Origin of the sequence: Kribbella sancticallisti (genome assembly GCF_039530625.1) — a bacterium.
Lineage (GTDB): Bacteria > Actinomycetota > Actinomycetes > Propionibacteriales > Kribbellaceae > Kribbella > Kribbella sancticallisti.
In genome coordinates, this window is the sequence record NZ_BAAAOS010000006.1 from 185,439 (window position 1) to 204,335 (window position 18,897).

Annotated in this window: 15 protein-coding genes and 3 tRNA genes; 13 read left to right on the plus strand and 5 right to left on the minus strand. The window is 68.5% G+C overall.

What is annotated here, in order from left to right; all coding sequences use genetic code 11:
- The first annotated feature begins 50 nt into the window (after positions 1-50).
- Positions 51-1,247 (plus strand): Gfo/Idh/MocA family protein, encoded by a 1,197-nt coding sequence (locus ABD255_RS02840; RefSeq protein ID WP_344209381.1) that lies wholly within the window; start codon positions 51-53, stop codon positions 1,245-1,247.
- 59 nt (positions 1,248-1,306) lie between these two features.
- On the opposite strand, the gene htpX is transcribed toward ABD255_RS02840, so the two are convergent.
- Complete coding sequence (htpX, locus tag ABD255_RS02845; RefSeq protein ID WP_344209383.1) at positions 1,307-2,185, minus strand: zinc metalloprotease HtpX; 879 nt, start codon at positions 2,183-2,185, stop codon at positions 1,307-1,309.
- Between the two features lie 156 nt (positions 2,186-2,341).
- Between htpX and ABD255_RS02850 the strand changes: the two genes are divergently transcribed.
- Complete coding sequence (locus ABD255_RS02850; RefSeq protein ID WP_344209385.1) at positions 2,342-3,988, plus strand: phosphodiester glycosidase family protein; 1,647 nt, start codon at positions 2,342-2,344, stop codon at positions 3,986-3,988.
- 10 nt (positions 3,989-3,998) lie between these two features.
- Here the strand turns inward: ABD255_RS02850 and ABD255_RS02855 are convergent, their stop codons facing one another.
- On the minus strand, positions 3,999-4,685 hold the full coding sequence (locus tag ABD255_RS02855; protein ID WP_344209387.1) for a GntR family transcriptional regulator: 687 nt from the start codon (positions 4,683-4,685) through the stop codon (positions 3,999-4,001).
- 122 nt (positions 4,686-4,807) lie between these two features.
- Here ABD255_RS02855 and ABD255_RS02860 point away from each other — a divergent pair, with 122 nt between their 5' ends.
- Genes ABD255_RS02860 through ABD255_RS02890 form a run of 7 tightly spaced genes read left to right on the plus strand, consistent with a single transcriptional unit; the run spans position 4,808 to position 15,806 of the window.
- Positions 4,808-7,600 carry a UxaA family hydrolase gene (locus tag ABD255_RS02860; protein WP_344209389.1) on the plus strand — a complete coding sequence of 931 codons (2,793 nt, stop codon included), beginning with the start codon at positions 4,808-4,810 and terminating at the stop codon, positions 7,598-7,600.
- 14 nt (positions 7,601-7,614) lie between these two features.
- Positions 7,615-8,505, plus strand: coding sequence for a fumarylacetoacetate hydrolase family protein (locus ABD255_RS02865; RefSeq protein ID WP_344209391.1), 891 nt, complete (start codon positions 7,615-7,617; stop codon positions 8,503-8,505).
- Positions 8,502-9,953, plus strand: a complete 1,452-nt coding sequence (locus ABD255_RS02870) for an aldehyde dehydrogenase (NADP(+)) (protein WP_344209393.1) — start codon at positions 8,502-8,504, stop codon at positions 9,951-9,953. The genes ABD255_RS02865 and ABD255_RS02870 overlap by 4 nt, the downstream gene beginning before the upstream one ends.
- Positions 9,950-12,055, plus strand: coding sequence for an IlvD/Edd family dehydratase (locus tag ABD255_RS02875; RefSeq protein ID WP_344209395.1), 2,106 nt, complete (start codon positions 9,950-9,952; stop codon positions 12,053-12,055). Before ABD255_RS02870 ends, ABD255_RS02875 begins: the two co-directional genes overlap by 4 nt.
- A gap of 36 nt (positions 12,056-12,091) precedes the next feature.
- Positions 12,092-13,543 carry a nickel pincer cofactor-dependent isomerase, group 22 gene (locus ABD255_RS02880; protein WP_344209399.1) on the plus strand — a complete coding sequence of 484 codons (1,452 nt, stop codon included), beginning with the start codon at positions 12,092-12,094 and terminating at the stop codon, positions 13,541-13,543.
- Positions 13,540-14,415, plus strand: a complete 876-nt coding sequence (locus tag ABD255_RS02885; RefSeq protein ID WP_344209402.1) for a U32 family peptidase — start codon at positions 13,540-13,542, stop codon at positions 14,413-14,415. The genes ABD255_RS02880 and ABD255_RS02885 overlap by 4 nt, the downstream gene beginning before the upstream one ends.
- On the plus strand, positions 14,412-15,806 hold the full coding sequence (locus ABD255_RS02890) for an FAD-binding oxidoreductase (RefSeq protein WP_344209404.1): 1,395 nt from the start codon (positions 14,412-14,414) through the stop codon (positions 15,804-15,806). The genes ABD255_RS02885 and ABD255_RS02890 overlap by 4 nt, the downstream gene beginning before the upstream one ends.
- 577 nt (positions 15,807-16,383) lie before the next feature.
- Here the strand turns inward: ABD255_RS02890 and ABD255_RS02895 are convergent.
- Together ABD255_RS02895 and ABD255_RS02900 are read right to left on the minus strand one after the other, a co-directional pair.
- Positions 16,384-16,454: transfer RNA gene (locus ABD255_RS02895), tRNA-Cys, on the minus strand.
- Positions 16,455-16,476: 22 nt separating this feature from the next.
- Positions 16,477-16,558 (minus strand) — tRNA-Tyr (locus ABD255_RS02900).
- 111 nt (positions 16,559-16,669) lie between these two features.
- On the opposite strand from ABD255_RS02900, the gene ABD255_RS02905 reads away from it, so the two are divergent.
- From ABD255_RS02905 to ABD255_RS02920, 4 genes are read left to right on the plus strand one after another with little or no spacing between them, the layout of a single operon-like run.
- On the plus strand, positions 16,670-16,870 hold the full coding sequence (locus tag ABD255_RS02905) for a hypothetical protein (RefSeq protein WP_344209406.1): 201 nt from the start codon (positions 16,670-16,672) through the stop codon (positions 16,868-16,870).
- A gap of 12 nt (positions 16,871-16,882) precedes the next feature.
- Complete coding sequence (locus ABD255_RS02910) at positions 16,883-17,401, plus strand: DUF6879 family protein (RefSeq protein ID WP_344209408.1); 519 nt, start codon at positions 16,883-16,885, stop codon at positions 17,399-17,401.
- Positions 17,382-18,239: a helix-turn-helix domain-containing protein gene (locus tag ABD255_RS02915; RefSeq protein WP_344209409.1), complete on the plus strand. Its 858-nt coding sequence runs from the start codon at positions 17,382-17,384 to the stop codon at positions 18,237-18,239. The genes ABD255_RS02910 and ABD255_RS02915 overlap by 20 nt, the downstream gene beginning before the upstream one ends.
- Before the next feature lie 47 nt (positions 18,240-18,286).
- Positions 18,287-18,508, plus strand: coding sequence for a hypothetical protein (locus ABD255_RS02920; RefSeq protein WP_344209411.1), 222 nt, complete (start codon positions 18,287-18,289; stop codon positions 18,506-18,508).
- 252 nt (positions 18,509-18,760) lie between these two features.
- Here ABD255_RS02920 and ABD255_RS02925 read toward each other — a convergent pair.
- Positions 18,761-18,850 (minus strand) — tRNA-Ser (locus ABD255_RS02925).
- Positions 18,851-18,897: the final 47 nt, after the last annotated feature.

The following is an 18,897-nucleotide window of genomic DNA, read 5'->3' on the forward strand; positions in this document are numbered from 1 at the left end:
TGTGCGGAATTGTTCTTACTTGCTCCGGAAATGTGTGATTGCCTTGGTTCATGAGCATCAGCATCGGTGTAGTCGGAGCCGGCCAGTTCGCCCCCTCGTTCCTGCGGTTGTGGTCCGCGCATCCTGACGTCTCGGACGTCCGGCTGACCGACGTGCTGCCCGAGCGGGCCGCGGAGATGGCCGAGAAGCAGGGCGTCAGGATCACCTACCAGTCGTTCGAGGAGATGCTCGCCTCCGACGTCGACGCGGTCGCGATCTTCACCCAGCGCTGGCTGCACGGTGAGATGGCGATCCAGGCGCTCGAAGCCGGCAAGCACGTCTACTCGACCGTGCCGATGGCGATCGAGGCGGACCAGATCGCCCGCATCATCGAGTTGGTCAAGGAGACCGGCCTGACCTACATGATGGGCGAGACCAGCTTCTACTACCCGTCCTCGGTGTACTGCCGGCAAAAGCTCGCCGCCGGAGACTTCGGACGCGTGTTCTACACCGAGGGCGACTACGTCCACGACATGGACCTGGGCTTCTACGCGGCCTACCAGTACAGCGGCGGCGAGGAGTGGAAGAAGACCGCGTCCTTCCCGCCCATGCTCTACCCGACGCATGCCGTCGGCAACGTTCTGTCCGTGACCGGGCAGCACGCCACCCACGTGTCCTGCATCGGCGTCAAGGACGACCGCGGCGACGGCGTCTTCGACCAGGAGATCAGCCAGTTCGGCAACGACTTCAGCAACGCGACCGCGTTGTTCAAGCTCGCCGACGGCGGCGTGATGCGGACCAACGAGATGCGCCGCGTCGGCTACCCGTCGCACCTGCGCGAGTCGCGGCTGCGGGTCTTCGGCACCGAGGGCAGCTTCGAGCAACTCGCCACCACCACCCTGTGGCAGACCAAGGAAGGCGTCGAGGACGTCAGCCACCTGATGGAGACGAAGCCGAGCAGCTCACTGGACGACGACGACCTGGCGAACGTCGACCCGGCGCTGCGGGACGCGTTCCGGTCCGGGCTCTCGCCGGTGCACGACCGCGATCGGCTGCCGGCGGAGTTCGCCGGCCTGCACAACGGGCACGAGGGGTCTCACCACTTCCTCGCGGACGACTTCGTCCGCGCGGTCGCCGACAAGACCCTTCCGCCCATCAACGCGTGGGTTTCGGCCCGCTACACGCTTCCCGGCATCTACGCCCACCAGTCCGCCCTGCAGGGCGGCGTCCAGCTGGAGATCCCGGACCACGGCGACGCTCCCGCCTGAACACGACTCGGGCCCGGTACCCCGCGAGATCGCGGGGCGCCGGGCCCTTTGTCATTCGGTCAGGCAGCCGCTGGGGTGAGCGCCAGCTGCTTCAGCCGGCGGATGCGCTCCTCCATCGGAGGGTGGGTCGCGAACAGCGCCGAGATGCCGCGGCCGCTCAGCGGGTTCGCGATCATCAGGTGGCTCTGAGTCGCCACGCTGGACTCGGCCGGCAGCGGCAGGGCCTCAGTACCGCGGCTGATCTTGGCGAGGGCACTCGCCAGGGCCAGCGGGTCGCCGGACAGCTCGGCACCGTCGTAGTCCGCCTGGTACTCGCGGCTACGGCTGACGGCCAGCTGGATCAGCCCGGCCGCGAGCGGCGCGAGCATGACGGTCAGCAGCGTGACCAGGGGGTTGGGCGCGTCATCGTCCTCCCGCGAAGCGAACGGCAGGAAGATCGCCAGGTTCGCCAGCGTCGTCACGATGCCGGCCAGGCCCGCGGCGATGCTCGAGGTCAGGATGTCGCGGTTGTAGACGTGGGCCAGCTCATGACCCAGTACTGCGCGCAGCTCGCGGCGGGACAGGATCTGCAAGATGCCCGCGGTCACCGCGACCGCGGCGTGCTCCGGGTTCCGGCCGGTCGCGAAGGCGTTCGGCTGCGCGATCGGGCTCACGTAGATCCTCGGCATCGGCTGGCCGGCTCGCTGGGAGAGCTCGGCGACCACGGAGTACAGGTCGGGCGCCTCTTGGGGGCTGACCTGACGAGCGGCCATCGAGCGCAGGGCGAGCTTGTCGGAGTTGAAGTACAGGTAGGCGTTCAGGCCAAGCGAAAGCAGCGCTGCTACGACCACACCCGTCGGGCCGGCGACGTAACCGCCGACCACGATGATCAGGGCGGTCAGCACGGCCAGCAGGGCGGTGGTCTTGACGGCGTTGGCTCCGCGTCGAAGACCGGTCATCATCGATCACACTCCATCGTCGAGGTCCATCTGACCTCACGTTGTCCAGAACGTTCCGGTGGTCGGCCGCATTCCCCGACGCGCGATCGCGAAAGTTCACCCGGCGGATGCCGCCAGCCGCTTGCGGATGACGGTTTCCGGCCGTAGGAACGACGTATGACCATTCGCCGTGCCGCGCTGTCCGGCTCTCTCCTGCTCACTGCGTCTTTGACCGCCGGCGGCTTGGCCGTCGCCTCACCCCAGGCCGTCGCCTCACCCCAGGCCGCCGCGTCGCCCGAGGCGGCTCGGCTTCCGCTTGGGCCGGCCGGGCTCGCCGAGACCCGCGATTCGCGGGTGCTCCAGCCCGGGGTGACGCTCACGACGATCGTGCGTGGGCAGGCTGGCGCCCAGTCGTTCTGGACTGTCGAGGTCGCCATCCCGTCCAGCTCACCCGACCCCGACGCCCCGGCGACGGCACTGTCCGACAAGCCGACCGCCGACGCCACCGCCGCCAAGCTGCGAGCGGCCGGGCTCGACCCGCGAGTGGAAGACGTCCCGACGCCGAAGCTCGCCGACGCGGGTGGGAACTCCCTCGGGTATCGGGTCCGGCTCGGCTCCTTCGCCACCAAGGCCGAAGCCGACGCGCTCCGGACGAAGGTGATCGCCACCGGTGTCGGCGGCTCCAGCATCTACACCGGCTGGGACGGCGAGCCCGACGACGTCAGCGGATCCACCGGCCCCTGGCAGGTCCAGGTGCTGACGATCGACCCGAAGAAGTTCCGCGGCGGCCTCGACGCGACGTACGGGCCGGATCTCGAGCAGCGGGAGAAGACCAGCACGCTCGCGGCCCTGACCGGCGCGACCGCGGCGGTCAACGCCGGCTTCTTCGTGCTCGACCCGAGGGCGGGCGCTCCCGGCGACCCGGCCGGTGTCGCTGTCTTCGACGGCCGCCTGGTCAGCGAGCCGACCTCCGGACGCCCCGCGCTGGTGGTCACCGACAACGCCCGCGGTACCGCGGTCGAACGCTTCCGCTGGCGCGGCGAGATCCGCGGCCTCGGCCAGGCCCTTCCGCTGGACGGCCTGAACCGCGTCCCCGGCCTGATCCGCAACTGCGGCGGCACCTCCGACGACCTGCCGACCTCCGCACCCTTGCACGACGTGACGTGTACTGACGCGGATGAGTTGATCGCGTTCGACTCGGCGTACGCGGCGCTGACCCCGAGTGGTCCCGGCGCCGAGGTGATCGTCGACCGTCGTGGCATCGTGACCGCGATTCGCCCGACCACGCGAGGCGGCGCGATCCCCGAAGGCGGCCGCACCGTGCAGGCGATCGGCTCCCAGGTCGCGCCGCTGCTGGCCGCAGCCAAGGTCGGCAAGCGGTTGGAGATCCGCGCCTCCCTCACCGACGAACGCGGCCGCGACGTACGCCTGTCGCCGCGGACGACGATCGTGAACGGCGGGCCCAACCTGGTCGAGGACGGTCGTCTCAACGCCACTCCGAAGGCCGACGGCATGGCACCCGCCGGAAACCCGAGCTTCTACTACGGCTGGGTCCACAAGCGGAACCCGCGCACGATCGCCGGCGTCGACGGCCAGGGCCGTACGGTGCTGATCACGGCAGACGGGCGGAACGTCAACAGCCTCGGCCTGGGTATCGCCGAAGCAGCCGCGGTCGCCAAGTCCTTCGGCCTCCGCGAGGCCATCAACCTCGACGGCGGCGGCTCCACGACGATGGTCGCCAACGGGCAGGTCCTCAACACGCCCTCCGACGCCACCGGCGAACGCCCGGTCGGCGACGCGCTGGTGATCACGCCGAGTAGGTAGTACTCCGCGCCTAGGGCGTGTCGTAGATCTTGCGCAGCCGCTGGCACATGGAGTTGTCGACGTGGTGCGTCATCGCGGCCTCGGCTCGGGTGGGGTCGCCGGAGGCGATGGCCTCGACGATCTGGCGGTGCTCGACCAGGACCTCGGGGCCGATGTCGCGCTCGTAGTGGAGCCGGAAGATGTGCAGGTGGCAGTGGGTCCGCTGGAAGGCCAGGCGGACCTGCTCGCTGCCGGACAGGCTGGCGACCAGCGAGTGGAACCGGTTGTCGTGGGCCGTGAGGGACTTGTAGCCGGCGTAGTCGACCGACGTCGGCTCCACGGCCGTCGCCAACTCCGAGCGGAGGCGTTCGCGGCCGGTGTCGTCGATGAGTTCGGCGGCGCGGCGGGCGGCCCACGGTTCCAGCAGCAGCCGGAAGCGGTACAGGTCGTCGAACTCCTCGAGCGTCAGCAGCGGCGTCGCGCGGTAGCCCTTCAGCGGCTCCTTGTCGGCGAGTCCCTCGGACTCCAGCCGGGCCAGCGCCTCGCGGACCGGGGTGGACGACACCTGGAACTCGCGGGCCAGCCCGTCGATCGTGATGCGCGCGCCGGGGCGGATCACGTGGTCCATCAGCATCGTCTTGATCGCCTCGTACACGTCGTCGGCGAGCATCTGGCGCCGGAGCAGGCGGCGATCCTGCGGCGCGTCCGTCTCAGTCATCGAGGCTCATTCTCCAGGGACTGGTCGTGGCCTTGACCCAGCCCGCGGAGTTCGGCAGGGTGGCCGTAATCATGCATCATGCACGATTCGAGGCCCGCCAGCTACCCGGAGGCGCAGAAACGATGCTCAGGTTCGACGAGATCGGTGTACTTCCCGAGCCCGGGGACAACGTCGCCATCTCCTCGCGTCGCCTCGAGGCCGGCACCCGGATCGACGTCGCCGGTACGCCGGTGACGCTGCCGCACACCGTGCTGGAAGGCCACCGGTTCGTGGCCCGCCCGGTCGCCACCGGCGACCCGCTGCTCTCCTGGAACACCCCGTTCGCCCGCGCCCTCCGCGATCTTGAGGTCGGCGACTACGTCTGTACTCCGACCAGCCTGGCCGCCGTCTCCGTCAGAGGGGTCGAGGGTCTCCCGCAGGAGCCGAGTGCGCGCAACGAGCCGCTCGACCCGTACGAGCTGGACGAGTCCGCGCTGAACTTCGGCAAGCAGGTCACTTCGGTCGAGCAGCCCGGGACGTTCCTCGGCTACAAGCGTGAGCAAGGCCCGGCGGGGACGCGCAACCACGTCGTACTGATGGCGACGAGCTCGACCAGCAGCGGGTTCGTCACGGAGTTGGCGCGTCGTTTCGACGGGGCCGAGGGGTTCGACGGCGTCGTACCGGTCGCGCACACCGAAGGCGGCGAGCAGGGCACTCCCAACAATCTCTCTGTCTTGCTGGCGACGCTTGCGGGCTTCGCGCTGAACCCCAACGTGGGAGCGGTGCTGATCGTCGACTCCGACGGCGAACTCGTCAGCGGGCAGGCGATCCAGGACTTCATGGCGGCGCAGGGGTATCCGTCGATCAAGGTGCCGCACGCGTTCTTCACCAGGCAGGGCGGATTCGAGGCGGACCTCACCGCGGCCGGGCAACTCGTCGAGCCGTGGCTGTCGGTCGTCGCGACGCAGGAGCGCGAGGAGGTGCCGCTCGCGGATCTGTGGATCGGCCTGCAGTGCGGTGGTTCGGACGCGTTCTCCGGGGTGAGTGCCAACCCGTTGTCCGGAGCGGTCGCGCGCGAGGTGATCCGGCACGGCGGCATCGCAGTACTGGCTGAGACCGATGAACTGATCGGTGCCGAGGGGTATGTCCTGAAGAACGTGCGGGATCTGCCGACCGCGCGGAGGTTCCTGAAGACCGTGCAGTCGTTCAAGGAACGCGTCGGTTGGCATGGGCACACCGCCGAGGGGAACCCGTCCGGCGGCAACGTGTATCGCGGGCTCTACAACATCGTGCTCAAGTCGGTCGGCGCGGCACGCAAGCTGGATCGCGACGTCCGGCTGGACCACGTGATCGACTACGCCGAACGGATGCCTGGGCACGGCTTCGTCTTCATGGACAGTCCCGGCAACGACCTGGAGTCGGTCGCCGGCCAGGTCGCGAGCGGCTGCAACCTGATCTTCTTCACCACCGGGAACGGCTCGATCACGAACTTCCCGTTCGTCCCGACGATCAAGTTCGTGACCACTTCCACGCGGTACGAACTGCTGCACGCCGAGATGGACGTAGACGCCGGCCGCTACCTCACTGGTACTTCGATGGACCAGTTGACGGGGGAGACGCTCGACCTCACCGTCCGGGTGGCGTCGGGCGAGCCGAGCGCGGGGGAACGCGCCGGCCACAGCCAGGTGTCGATCTGGCGCAACTGGCGCCAGAGCGGGCCGCGCGAAGGCATTTCGATCACCACAGACGGCCGCACGTCAAGAAAGCTAGAGGATCTGCCAACCGAGGATCGAGATGCTCCGCTCGAAGCGCTACCGCTAAAGGTGGACGGTGCCGGAGCGGCCTCCGATGCCGCAGCCGGCTCGCCGGCATCGGCACCGCCTCGATCGCCGGCGGGCGGTGAAGGCGGTCGTCGTCAGGCGACTGCTGTGGACTTGCTGGCGGCCGATGGCCGCCGGGTGCCGGAGGCGGTCGGGCTCATCTTGCCTACCAGTTTGTGTTCTGGGCAGATCGCGCTTCGGCTTGCTGCTCAGGCGGAGGCCGAGCACTGGGCCGGTGATGCCGTGACGAGGATGGTCGCCTTGCCGCACACCGAAGGGTGCGGGTCTAGCGGCGGCGCTTCGGAGGAGACGTTCGCGCGCACGATGCTCGGCTATCTGCTGCATCCGAACACTCGGATGGCTCTCCTCCTCGAGCACGGGTGCGAGAAGACGCACAACGACTACTTCCGCTCTCGGCTGGTCGAAGCAGGCGCGGATCCATCCCGGTTCGGCTGGGCGAGTATCCAGGCGGACGGTGGGCTGGAGGCGGTGACCGGCCGCGTGCGGGATTGGTTCGGCAGCTTCAACCTGCCGGCCCCCGAGGAAGTGACCGGCACGCTCGGCGACCTCACCGTCGCCCTCGAAGCCCGCGGCCCGCTGACACCCGTGACCGCGGAGGCGATGGCGCAGATCGGCCGCGAGATCGTCGGCGCCGGCGGCTCGGTCGTCCTGTCTTCGCGAGGTGCTCTGCTGTCCGACGAGGGATTCCGGTACGCCGCCTTCGGCTCTCCCGCCGCGGTGGGTCCGACGATCGCGCACGGTCAGCGGTTCGCCGCGAAGGGCTGGCACGTGATGCGGATGCCCGGCACCGACTGGATGGAGACCGCGACCGGCTTCGGCGCGGGCGGAGTACAGCAGGTGCTCGCGCACGTTGCCGGTGGCACCTTGTCGGCGCAGCGGTTCGTCCCGGTCGTGGAATTCAGCAACGACCCGGAGACGGTGGCGAAGTACGGGGACGATCTCGACGCCGTTGCTTCGGGCAACGCCCAGGAACAAGCCCGAGCAGGGCTGGAGATCGTCGCCGAGGTCGCCAGTCGCCGGCACGTGCCGAAGGCGGTTGCTTCCGGCAATGTCGGGTTCCAGATCACCCGTGGTCTTCTCGGTACGTCGATGTGAAAGGTGGACAGTTCATGCACTTGGTCCGGTACCAGCTCCCAGGGCAGCGGCCGCGAGCCGGCGTCCGAACCGGTGACACGGTGGCACCGGTTGCCGGAGCCGACACAGTGGCCGAGCTCCTGCGCCTGAGCGCGGAGGAGCTCCGTTCGGCGGTCGGCAAGGTCGGGGACGGGGTGCCGGTCGCAGACGTGACGTTGTTGCCGCCGCTCGACGGCCTCGGCGAGGTCTGGTGCGCCGGCGTCACCTACGAGCGCTCCCGCGGCGCCCGGATGGAGGAGAGCACGGAGCAGTCGGTCTACGACCGCGTGTACTCCGCGCCGCGGCCGGAGCTGTTCCCGAAGTCACCGGCCTGGCGGCTCGTCACCGACGGCGAGCAGATCGGCATCCGGCACGACTCGGGCCATGACGTACCGGAGCCAGAACTGGCCGTCGTGGCGAACAGCCGCGGCGAGATCGTCGGCTTCACCATCTGCAACGACGTCAGCTCCCGCTCGATCGAGGGCGAGAACCCGCTCTACATCCCGCAGGCGAAGGTGTTCGCCGGCGGCTGCGCGCTGGCGACCGGGATCCGCCCCGCCTGGGAGGTCGCGGACCCGAAGAACCTGACCATCGACCTGGTGATCCGCCGCGACGGCGCCGACGTCTTCACCGGCACGACGTCGACCAAGCAACTGGTCCGCGAGCTGCAGGACCTGATCGACGTGCTCTTCACGCCGAACGACTTCCCCGACGGCGTGATCCTGGCGACCGGGACCGGCATCGTCCCGGAGTTGGACTTCGCGTTGCAGGGCGGCGACGAGGTGGAGATCTCGATCAGCGAGATCGGCACGCTGACGAATACGGTGGCCGTCGGCCGGGAGCCCTTCGGCTACCTGGCAGCACAGACCTTGGAGGAGACCCGATGATTCCGGACACCACCCCCGCCGAGCTCGAGCAGGCTCTGAGCGACGCCGCGGCTGCCGCCAAGCCACTGGCGGCGTCGGCGCCCGCAGTACGGGCTGACTGGATTCGGGCGGTCGCCGACGCGCTGGACGAGACCGCGGACGAGCTGGTGCCGATCGCGATGCGGGAGTCGTCCCTGCCGGAAGCCCGGCTGCGCGGCGAGGTCGCCCGCAGCAGCGGCCAGCTCCGGATGTTCGCCGACGTCCTGGCGGAGGGATCGCTGCTGGAGGTCGTCATCGACACCGCCGACCCGGACGCCAAGCCCGTACCGCGACCGGACCTGCGCCGCGTCCTGGTCCCGCTCGGCCCGGTCCTGGTCTTTGCCGCCAGCAACTTCCCGTTCGCGTTCAGCGTGTGCGGCGGGGACACTGCCTCGGCGTTGGCTGCCGGTTGTCCCGTCATCGTCAAGGCGCACCCGGGTCATCCCGAGCTGTCCGTGAAGACGGCCGAGGTGATGATCGACGCACTGCGCGAGGCTGGTGCGCCGGACGGGACGTTCGGCCTGATCCAGGGGTACGACGTCGGCGTCACCGCGCTGAAGGACCCGCGGATCACCGCTGCGGGCTTCACCGGGTCGGTACCGGCCGGCAAGGCGCTGCACGAGATCGCCGTGACGCGTCCCGAGCCGATCCCGTTCTACGGCGAGCTCGGCAGCCTCAACCCGGTGTTCGTCACCCAGGCGGCGATCGACGCCCGCGGCAGCGACATCGCGACCGGGTACGTCGGGTCGTACACGCTGGGCGTCGGGCAGTTCTGCACCAAGCCCGGCCTGCTCTTCCTGCCCGCCGGGCACGGCCTGCAGGACCAGTTGGTCGCGGCGGTCGACGGGATCGCCCCGGCTCCGATGCTGAACGAGCGGATCGCCTCCGGGTTCTCCTCCGGGCTCGACCGGCTGCGCAAGATCGACGGTGTGCGGGTTCTCAGCGAGAGCGGCGCGACCTTGCTGCAGACGACCGTGGCCGAGTTGCTGGAGCGGCGGGACGAGATCCTCGAAGAGTGCTTCGGGCCGGTCTCGATCGTGGTCGAGTACTCGTCACCGGAGGAGTTGACGGCCGCGGTCGAGGCGTTCGAAGGCAACCTGACCGCGACGCTGCACGCTGAAGCCGGCGACACCGAGTTGGCGCGGGAGTTGCTGCCGCTGCTGACGGAGCGGGCCGGGCGAGTGCTGTGGAACGGCTGGCCGACGGGTGTCGCCGTGTCCTGGGCCCAGCACCACGGCGGGCCGTTCCCGTCGACGGTCGGGTCGATCCACACCAGCGTCGGCGTGACCGCCGCCCGCCGTTTCCAGCGGCCCGTGGCCTACCAGGACACGCCGGACGCGGTGCTCCCCGCAGTACTGCAGGACGCGAATCCGGCCGGGATCAGCCGCCGGGTGAACGGATCCATCACCAACGCGGAGGTCTCCCGATGAGCGACGGTCCCAACGACACCGACCTGCCCCCGGTCGCCGACCCCAACGACCTGGCCCCAGGGTCCGCCGCATCGGAGCCTGGTTCCGCCGCCTCGGCGCCCGGTTCCGCCGCCTCCGGCGAGTCGGCTCCCGGCTCAACCGGCTCCGGCGCAGGGACTGCCGGCTCAACCGGCTCCGGCGAGTCGGCTCCCGGCTCAACCGGCTCCGCCGCGGGGGCTGCCGGCTCGATGACCGACCAGCCCTCGACGGACCTTCCCCCGACCAACGATCCGAACCAGACGATCGGCTCGGAGGCCGAACAGCTGACCCGCGACCAGGCGGGCGAACCGACGCCGGAGAAGACCGGCCGGCCGATCGGCGAGGAGCCGGGCCGGCCCGAGGGACATATCGGGCGGCGCAGTTTCGACCACTGGTTCGGGGAGAAGGACCGCAACGGGTTCATCCACCGGTCCTGGATGCGGGCGCAGGGCTTCTCGGACGAGGTGTTCGACGGCCGCCCGGTGATCGGCATCTGCAACACCTGGTCGGAGCTCACGCCGTGCAACGCGCACCTGCGCCGGCTGGCGGAGTCGGTCAAACGCGGCGTCTGGCAGGCGGGTGGCTTCCCGCTGGAGTTCCCGGTGATGTCGCTGGGCGAGACGATGCTCCGGCCGACCGCGATGCTCTTCCGCAACCTGCTCAGCATGGACGTCGAGGAGTCGCTGCGCGGCAACCCGATCGACGGCGCGATCCTGCTCACCGGTTGTGACAAGACCACGCCGGGCTCGATCATGGGCGCGGCCTCGGTCGACCTGCCGACGCTGGTGGTGACCGGCGGCCCGATGCTGAACGGCAAGTTCCGCGGCTGCGACATCGGCTCCGGTACCGCGGTCTGGCGGTTCACCCAGGACGTCAACGCGGGGCGGATGACGCAGGAGGACTACGCCGCCGCCGAGTCCGGGATGTCCCGCAGCAACGGGCACTGCATGACCATGGGCACGGCGTCGACGATGGCCTGCATGGCCGAGGCGCTCGGGTTGCAACTGACCGGGTCCGCCGCGATCCCCGCGGTGGACTCGCGCCGCTACGCGATCGCGCAGCAGGCCGGCCAGCGGATCGTGCAGATGGTCGAGGAGGACCTCAAGCCGAGCGACATCCTCACCCGGGACGCGTTCGCGAACGCAGTACGGGCGAACGCGGCGATCGGCGGTTCCACCAACGCGGTGATCCACCTGCTCGCGATCGCGGGCCGGGTCGGCGTCGACCTGACGCTGGACGACATGGACGAGTGGGCCCGCGGCGTCCCGTGGCTGGTCGACCTGCAGCCGTCCGGCAAGTACCTGATGGAGGACTTCTACTACGCGGGCGGACTGCCGGCCGTGCTGCACGAGATCCTGCCGCTGCTGAAGGCCGATGCGATCACCGTGACCGGCAAGACGATGGGCGAGAACGTCGCGAACACCGAGCGCACCGTCGACACCGACGTGATCCGCGCCGTCGGCGACCCGCTCGGCAGCGGCGCGGGAACCGCCGTACTGAAGGGGAATCTGGCTCCGGACGGTGCCGTGGTCAAGCAGTCGGCGGCCTCCGAGAGGTTGTTGCAGCATCGCGGCAAGGCGCTGGTGTTCAGCAGCATCGAGGAGTACGACAAGGCCGTCGACGACATGGATCTGGACGTCGACGCGGACACCGTGCTGGTGTTGCAGAACGCCGGTCCGCGCGGCTATCCGGGTATGCCCGAGGTCGGGAACATGACGATCCCGCGCAAGCTCGCCGAGCAGGGTGTCGAGGACATGGTGCGGATCTCGGACGCGCGGATGAGCGGTACGGCGTACGGGACCGTGGTGCTGCATGTCGCCCCGGAAGCGGCGGTCGGTGGTCCGCTGGGGCTGGTGCGGACCGGTGACTGGATCGAGCTCGACGTGCCCGCGCGGACGCTGCATCTGGACGTGTCCGAGGAGGAGTTGGAGAAGCGCCGGGCGGACTGGCAGCCCGCGACGGCACCGACCGATCGCGGCTGGGCCCGGCTCTACGTCGAGCACGTCACCCAGGCCAACCAGGGCTGCGACCTCGACTTCCTGGTCGGGCGCACCGGGTCGGCTGTCGGCCGGCAGAGTCACTGATGACCAGCGGGTCGCCGGAGCCCGGCGCTGCGGCTGGTGGGCGCGGGGCCGGCGAGTCCGGCGCTGCGGCTGGTGGGCGCGGGGTGGGCGGGTCTGGCGCTGCGGGGCGCTGCGGCTGGTGGGCGCGGGGCCGGCGAGTCCGGCGCTGCGGCTGGTGGGCGCGGGGTGGGCGGGTCTGGCGCTGGGTGGGGGCCGTTCGAGGCGGTCCGCGGGCTGCGGCCGGATGGGGTGCTGCCGCAGGTCACGCCCATCCGTCGCCTGCTGTCCGACGTCCCGACCGAGCCCGACCCGTACGCCGCCGCGCAGGCCGCCCTGGCTCCACTCGCGGGATCCGTGGCTCCTGGTGCGCGGATCGCGGTGACGGCCGGGAGCCGCGGGATCCACGACCTGGTGATCGTCGTCCGCGCCGCCGTCGACTGGCTCCGCTCGGTCGGCGCGGAGCCGTTCGTCGTACCGGCGATGGGTTCGCACGGTGGAGCAACCGCCGAAGGACAGCGGGAGATGCTCGCCGGACTCGGGGTGACCCCGGAGTCCGTCGGGTGTCCGATCGAGGCGACCATGGAGACCGTTGTCCTGGGCACCTTGCCGGACGGCACACCCGTTCATCACGACGCGCTGGCGGCCAAGGCTGACGGAGTGTTGCTGGTCAATCGGGTGAAGCCGCACACGGACTTCCATGGCCCGGTGGAGAGCGGGCTGGCGAAGATCCTGGCGATCGGGCTGGGCAACCACGATGGCGCGGCCGCGCTGCATGCGGGTGGAATCCCGTTGCTCGGGTCAGCCATCGAGGCTGCGGCACGGATGGTGGTTGCGACCGGCAAGATCCTGGGCGGGCTGGCGATCCTCGAGAACGCACACGAGAAGACCGCCGCGGTGGAGCTGGTCGTTGCCGAGGGCATCGCCGGCTCTGCCGAGAACGCGTTGCTGCAGCGGGCCGGAAGCTTGATGGCCCGGTTGCCGTTCGACTCGCTGGACGTGCTCGTCGTCGACGAGATGGGTAAGGACAAGTCCGGTACGGGGATGGACACGAACGTGCTCGGGCGGTGCTGGGTCTACGGGATCCCCGAGTTCGAGTCGCCGTCGATCGCGGCGGTGAGTGTGCACCGGTTGTCGGAGGCGTCGCACGGGAACGCGTCCGGACTCGGGCTGGCGGATGTGATTCCGGCGCGCCTGCTGGAGCAGATCGACCTGCGGACGAGCTATGTGAACGCGTTGACGTCCGGCGCCGGCGGAGCCCGGAGATCGCGGCTGCCGATGGTGCTCGAGGACGATGAGGCCGCAGTACTGGGTGCGGTGACGATGAGTGGGCGACGGGACTGGTCCGACCTGCGGCTGGCGCGGATCAGGGACACGTTGTCGCCGAACGAACTGATGGTGACGCCGGCCCTGCTGGCGGAGGCGTCGGAGCGGTTCGATCTGGAGATCACCGGGACGGCCCGGAACTTGACCGATGCGACGGGGTCGCTGACGAGCTGGGGAGAACGATGAACCTGCGGGAAGCCCACGCACTGCTCACCGACCGGGGGCTGACCACCCCGGCGCCGGATTTCGCCTCCACCCGGCGGTTCGGCGACGGAGCGCAGTACAAGGTGGAGATTCCGAGTTGCGAAGGACCCGCGGTGATGCGGACCGTGCTCGACGAGGCGGCGTCGCGCGGCGTGACCGTGCACCGGGTCTCGCAGGGCAGCGGCGTGATGATGCTGACCGACGGCGAGATCGACGAGATGCTCACCCTCGGCGCCGACCACGACGTCGAGGTCTGCCTCTTCCTCGGTCCGCGCGGCGCCTGGGACATCGGCGGTCAGGCCAAGGTCTCGGCCGCCGTCGGTGGAGTTGCTCGCGGCAACAGCATGGTTGCCGCGTCACTGTGTGACGCGTACCGCGCGGTCGAGCTCGGGGTGCGCAGCTTGCTGGTCGGCGATCTCGGCGTGCTGGAGCTGCTCGGTCTGCTGAAGAAGGAAGGGGAGCTGCCGGCTGACCTGGTCCTGAAGACCTCCGTGCTGATGCCGTTGCCCAACGCATCGACTGCAGCGCTGTACGAGCGGCTCGGCGCGACCAGCTTGAACGTGTCGACCGACCTGCCGATTGACGTGTTGGCGGAGATCCGGGCGGTGACGTCGGTGCCGATCGACATGTATATCGAGGTGCCGGACGACCAGGGCGGTCATGTGCGGTTCTACGACGTACCCGACGTGGTGCGGGTGGCCGCGCCGGTCTACTTGAAGATGGGACTGCGGAACTCCCCGAACATCTACCCGGTCGGGGCGCATCTGTCCGCGACGGCCGAGGCGCTCGGGCGGGAACGGGTCCGTCGGGCCGAGCTGATCCTGCGGCTGCTGGCCGAGCAGGAGGAGGAATGAGCTCTTCGGAGATGCTGATCGCGCGACTGCGCTCTTCGCTGGGGGAGAAGGTGGTCGTCACCGATCCCGACGTACTGGACAGCCATCGCAACGATCACGCGACCTTCTGTGCGGCCGGAGTACCTGCTGTGTTGGTGCGTCCTTCGTCCACCGCGGAAGTGCAGGAGGTGCTGCGCGCGGCAGGGGAGTACGGCGTACCGGTGGTGACGCAGGGAGCGCGGACGGGGTTGTCCGGGGCGGCGAATGCTCTGGACGGGTGTCTGCTGCTGTCGACCGCGCGACTGAACCAGATCCTGGAGATCTCGGTCGAAGACCAGGTGGCCGTCGTGCAGCCGGGAGTGGTGAACTCCGAACTGTCGCGGGCCGTCCTCGAGAAGGGACTGTTCTATCCGCCGGATCCGTCGTCGTGGGAGATGTCCACGATCGGCGGGAACATCGCCACGAACGCGGGCGGGCTGTGCTGTGTGAAGTACGGCGTGACCGGTGACTTCATCCGTGGGCTGGAGGTCGTGCTGGCTTCTGGTGAGGTCGTGCGGACCGGTCGCCGTACGGTGAAGGGGGTCGCGGGGTACGACCTGACGCAGCTCATCGTCGGCTCTGAGGGGACTCTGGGGGTGGTCACCGAGGCGACTCTCGCGTTGCGACCCGAACCGGAGGCCGCGCTGACGGCCGCCGCCACCTTCTTGTCGATCGAGGACGGGATCGCGGCCGCTGCTGCTGTGATGGCGTCTGGGCTGCGGCCTTCCTTGCTCGAGTTCCTGGACGGTCCGACGGCTCAGGCGATTCAGAACTACCGGGACATGGGGCTGCCGGCTGACGTCGGGTCGCTGCTGATCGCGCAGTCCGATCGCGGGTTGCGGGCGGCCGCCGATGTCGCGGAGATCGCCCGCATCTGTACCGAGTTCGGCGCGGTGGAAGTGGCGGAGGCGTCCGACGCGGAGGAGTCGCGGATGCTGCTGGAGGCTCGGCGCCTGGTAAACCCGGCGCTGGAGCCGCTCGGGACCACACTGGTGGACGACGTCGCCGTACCGCGCTCGCAGCTGGTCGCGCTGCTGCACGGGATCGCGGAGATCGGCACGAAGTACGACGTACTGATTTGTTGCCCTGGGCATGTAGGTGACGGGAACATGCATCCCACGGTCATCTTCGACCGCGAGGATGCGGCGGCCGAGGCGCGCGCTCTGGAGGCCTTCGGGGCCGTGATGGAGCTCGGGCTTGCGCTGGGCGGCACGATCACCGGCGAACATGGCATCGGGCTGCTCAAGGCGCAGTGGCTGGAGCGGGAACTGGGTCCGGTCGGGCTCGGTCTGCAACGCAAGATCAAGGAGGTCTTCGATCCGGGGCACCTGCTGAACCCGGGGAAGGTTCTGCGGCCCTTCCCTGCGGGTTGAGATCACGTCGGACGATCGTCCGGACGAGCTTCGCCGCAAGGCGTCGACGACTACAACCGGTTCTATCTGGACCACCTGTACGAACTGCTGACGGAGTACGGGCCGATCGCGGAGGTGCCCTCGCGGAGACCGTCACCGTCGCAGCTGTGCGGCTACGAATCCTGTCCGCCCACGCCGACGCGACGGTCACCCTCTCACTCCACTTCGACCCAACCTTGATTGGCTAGCTGTCTCCCTGCCTGGAGTCGAACCAGGGACCCAGCCTTCGGAGGGCCAGGCGTGCATCCGTCACCAGAGAGTCCGCCTGTACGCCGGTTGCCCGGCGTACAGGCTTCGGTCTTTACTCCTCCACTGAGACCACCCGGACCCAATCGGAGCAATCTCCTTCACACCACACGTGATCCCCCGCACGAGCGATCCGATCCCGCTGCACATGCCCACACGCAAGCCATACCCGCCGCAACGCATGCCCTTGCTGCACCGGAGCACCGGTCCTACCGCCGGGAATCTTCCTCCGCTTACTCCTGAGATCGGCCATGGCCGGTCCTCCTTTCTTACTGATGGTTCGAACAATGCGAAGCGGAGCCCGGACTCGAACCGAGGTAACCGGGCTTGCAACCCGGCGCCTAGCCACTCAGCCACACCGCCTTGTTTTCTTGATGTTGCTGCGTGCAGGAGACAGGATTCGAACCTGCTCAGCCTCGACAACGGGTTTACAGCCCGCCCCACCTCTCCCACGATGGCGCTCCTGCTCGTTCGTAACTCGTGCTGGCAACAACTGGCAACATCCATTGACGGCAACTGTGGGTAACAACAGACTCGATGTCAGCAACCGCGCCCAACAATGCAGACAGGGGAAAGACATGGAGCTCACCTTGGTCGCCGGCGACCCGGACTCCGTACCGCAGAACTCGCCGACGCTCTACAAGACAGACCGTGGCAGCTGGGTCGTCCAGGGCTGGGTCGTCACCGATCCCGACGCGCTCGCGAAGCTCAATCTTCCTGACGGCGAAACTGCTGTCGAGATTCCGGATCGCATGATCCAGTTCTTCACCCAGGCGTAGCAGTAGGACGACGTGCAGCAAATCACTGAGCAGGAGTTGACCGACCTGACCAGCGGCTTCAGGCATAGTGCGATTCATCTGGAGACGCGAGATGCCTACGGCACTGAGACCGAACTGCCATACATGGCCAAATGGGCGGCAGGTGAACCCGATGATCTCTCGTGGCTGCAGGAGTGGTGCGAGAAGATTCGGGGGCATCTGGACTCTGGCCGCTCCGTGCGGCGGGCAAAGATCGTCTCGGAACCCCTGAGCGACTATCAACGATGGGCCCATGCCGTCATTGGGCCGATGGTCGATGCGGGTGAGGATATCCGTTGGGTGCCCCGGCAGACAGTTTCTGCAGTCTGCATCCCCGGCAACGACTATTACCTGTTCGATGATGAGCGGGTCGTCTTCCTGCACTACGCCGGGTCGGGGCTGAACACGACCTTCACGACCACCACCGACCCGGCTGTTGTCGAAATGTGCTCCGCCGCCTTCGAGAAGGTCTGGGCGTTGTCGGTACCCCACAGTGACTACAAGCCCGTCTAACGCTGCCAGGAAGGCGCGAGAAGCGCTCGGATCGCACTTGCGGGAGATACGTAAGGATGCCGGGCTGACCGGTCGCGCCCTGGCAGCCGCGACCGGCTGGCACTTCACCCGTATCTCGAAAATCGAGAACGGTGCACAGAGCCCCACCGACCAGGACATCCGCGCATGGTGCTCCATCTGCTCAGTTGAGGAGCAGATACCGGATCTCATCGCTCAATCGCGAGCAGTGGAGTCGATGTATCTGGAGTTCAAGCGGCAGACGCGAGCCGGCATGAAGCAATTCATGCTGACCCCTGTGCCGCTGTACGAACGAACCGAGCGCTTCCGCATCTACGAACACCACGCCATCCGCGGCCTCTTCCAAACGGTCCCGTACGCGCGGGCGATGCTCGAGTTCTGGTTCGGCTTTCTCGAGACACGGAACGACATCGACGAGGCTGTGGCGGCCCGAATGATTCGCCAGTCCGTTCTGTACCAAGGGAGCAAGACGTTCTCCGTCGTGCTCGAAGAGGCCGCCCTCACTACGCGCTTCGGCGGTGCCGAAACGCTGGCTGGTCAACTGGACCGTCTGCTGTCGGTCATGGGCCTGCCCAATGTGTCCGTTGGCATCGTGCCGCGGACGGCAGAGCGGGAAGTGATCGGGCAAGCGGGTTTCTGGATCTTCGATGACAAGATGGTCAGCCTGGAGACGCCGACAGCGGGTATCGAGGTCACTCAACCCCAAGAGATCGCACTCTATTCACGGATGTTCGATCACCTCCGTCAGCCGGCGATCTACGGACGTGATGCCCGTGCACTCGTCGTCGGCGTCCAGAGCGAGCTGTTTCGGAGCAACTGACAGCAACTCTGTAGTTGGCAGGCCGAGCCCATTCCTACTGTTCAGACATGACAGCGACGGGAACCGGCCATCGACTCGGGGTGGAGTGGGAGGGCAGCGACGCTGATGAGAGTCGTCCTGACTGCGACAGCCGGGGTTGGCCGATCCTTCATGCCACGAACGATCCGTGCGACGGCATCAACCCGATGACCGGTCGTCCCTGCGTACGCAACTGGCACAACGCGTACCACCGCGACGAGGTCGGCGCGGAGTGGCTCGACGATGCGTAGGGCAACCTTCCGGTGAAGGCAAGGAACGCCCGAGACCGGCGATTGCGTCGTTGGGCTCTTCGGACCACGGTGGTGGGACTCCGCAACGGCGTACAACGCGACGGCTCTGACCCGCGTCGGGGTCGGGCACGCCCTTCCCTGGTGTGTCGAGGCCTACCTGTCCAGAGGACCGATCCTGCCTCGCATGTCCACCCGCCGGTTCCGCCGCCTCGAACATCTGCTCATCTCCACCTCCAACAGATCTCGTTCCAGCGGTGAGGGCGAGATTCGAACTCGCGAACCGGTCAGTGACCGGTCGACGGTTTAGCAAACCGCTGCCCCTGCCTTCAGGCGGACCTCACCTCGGCCCGGTCGCCGTGCCCCCACGACGACCGGGTGTCCATCGCCGG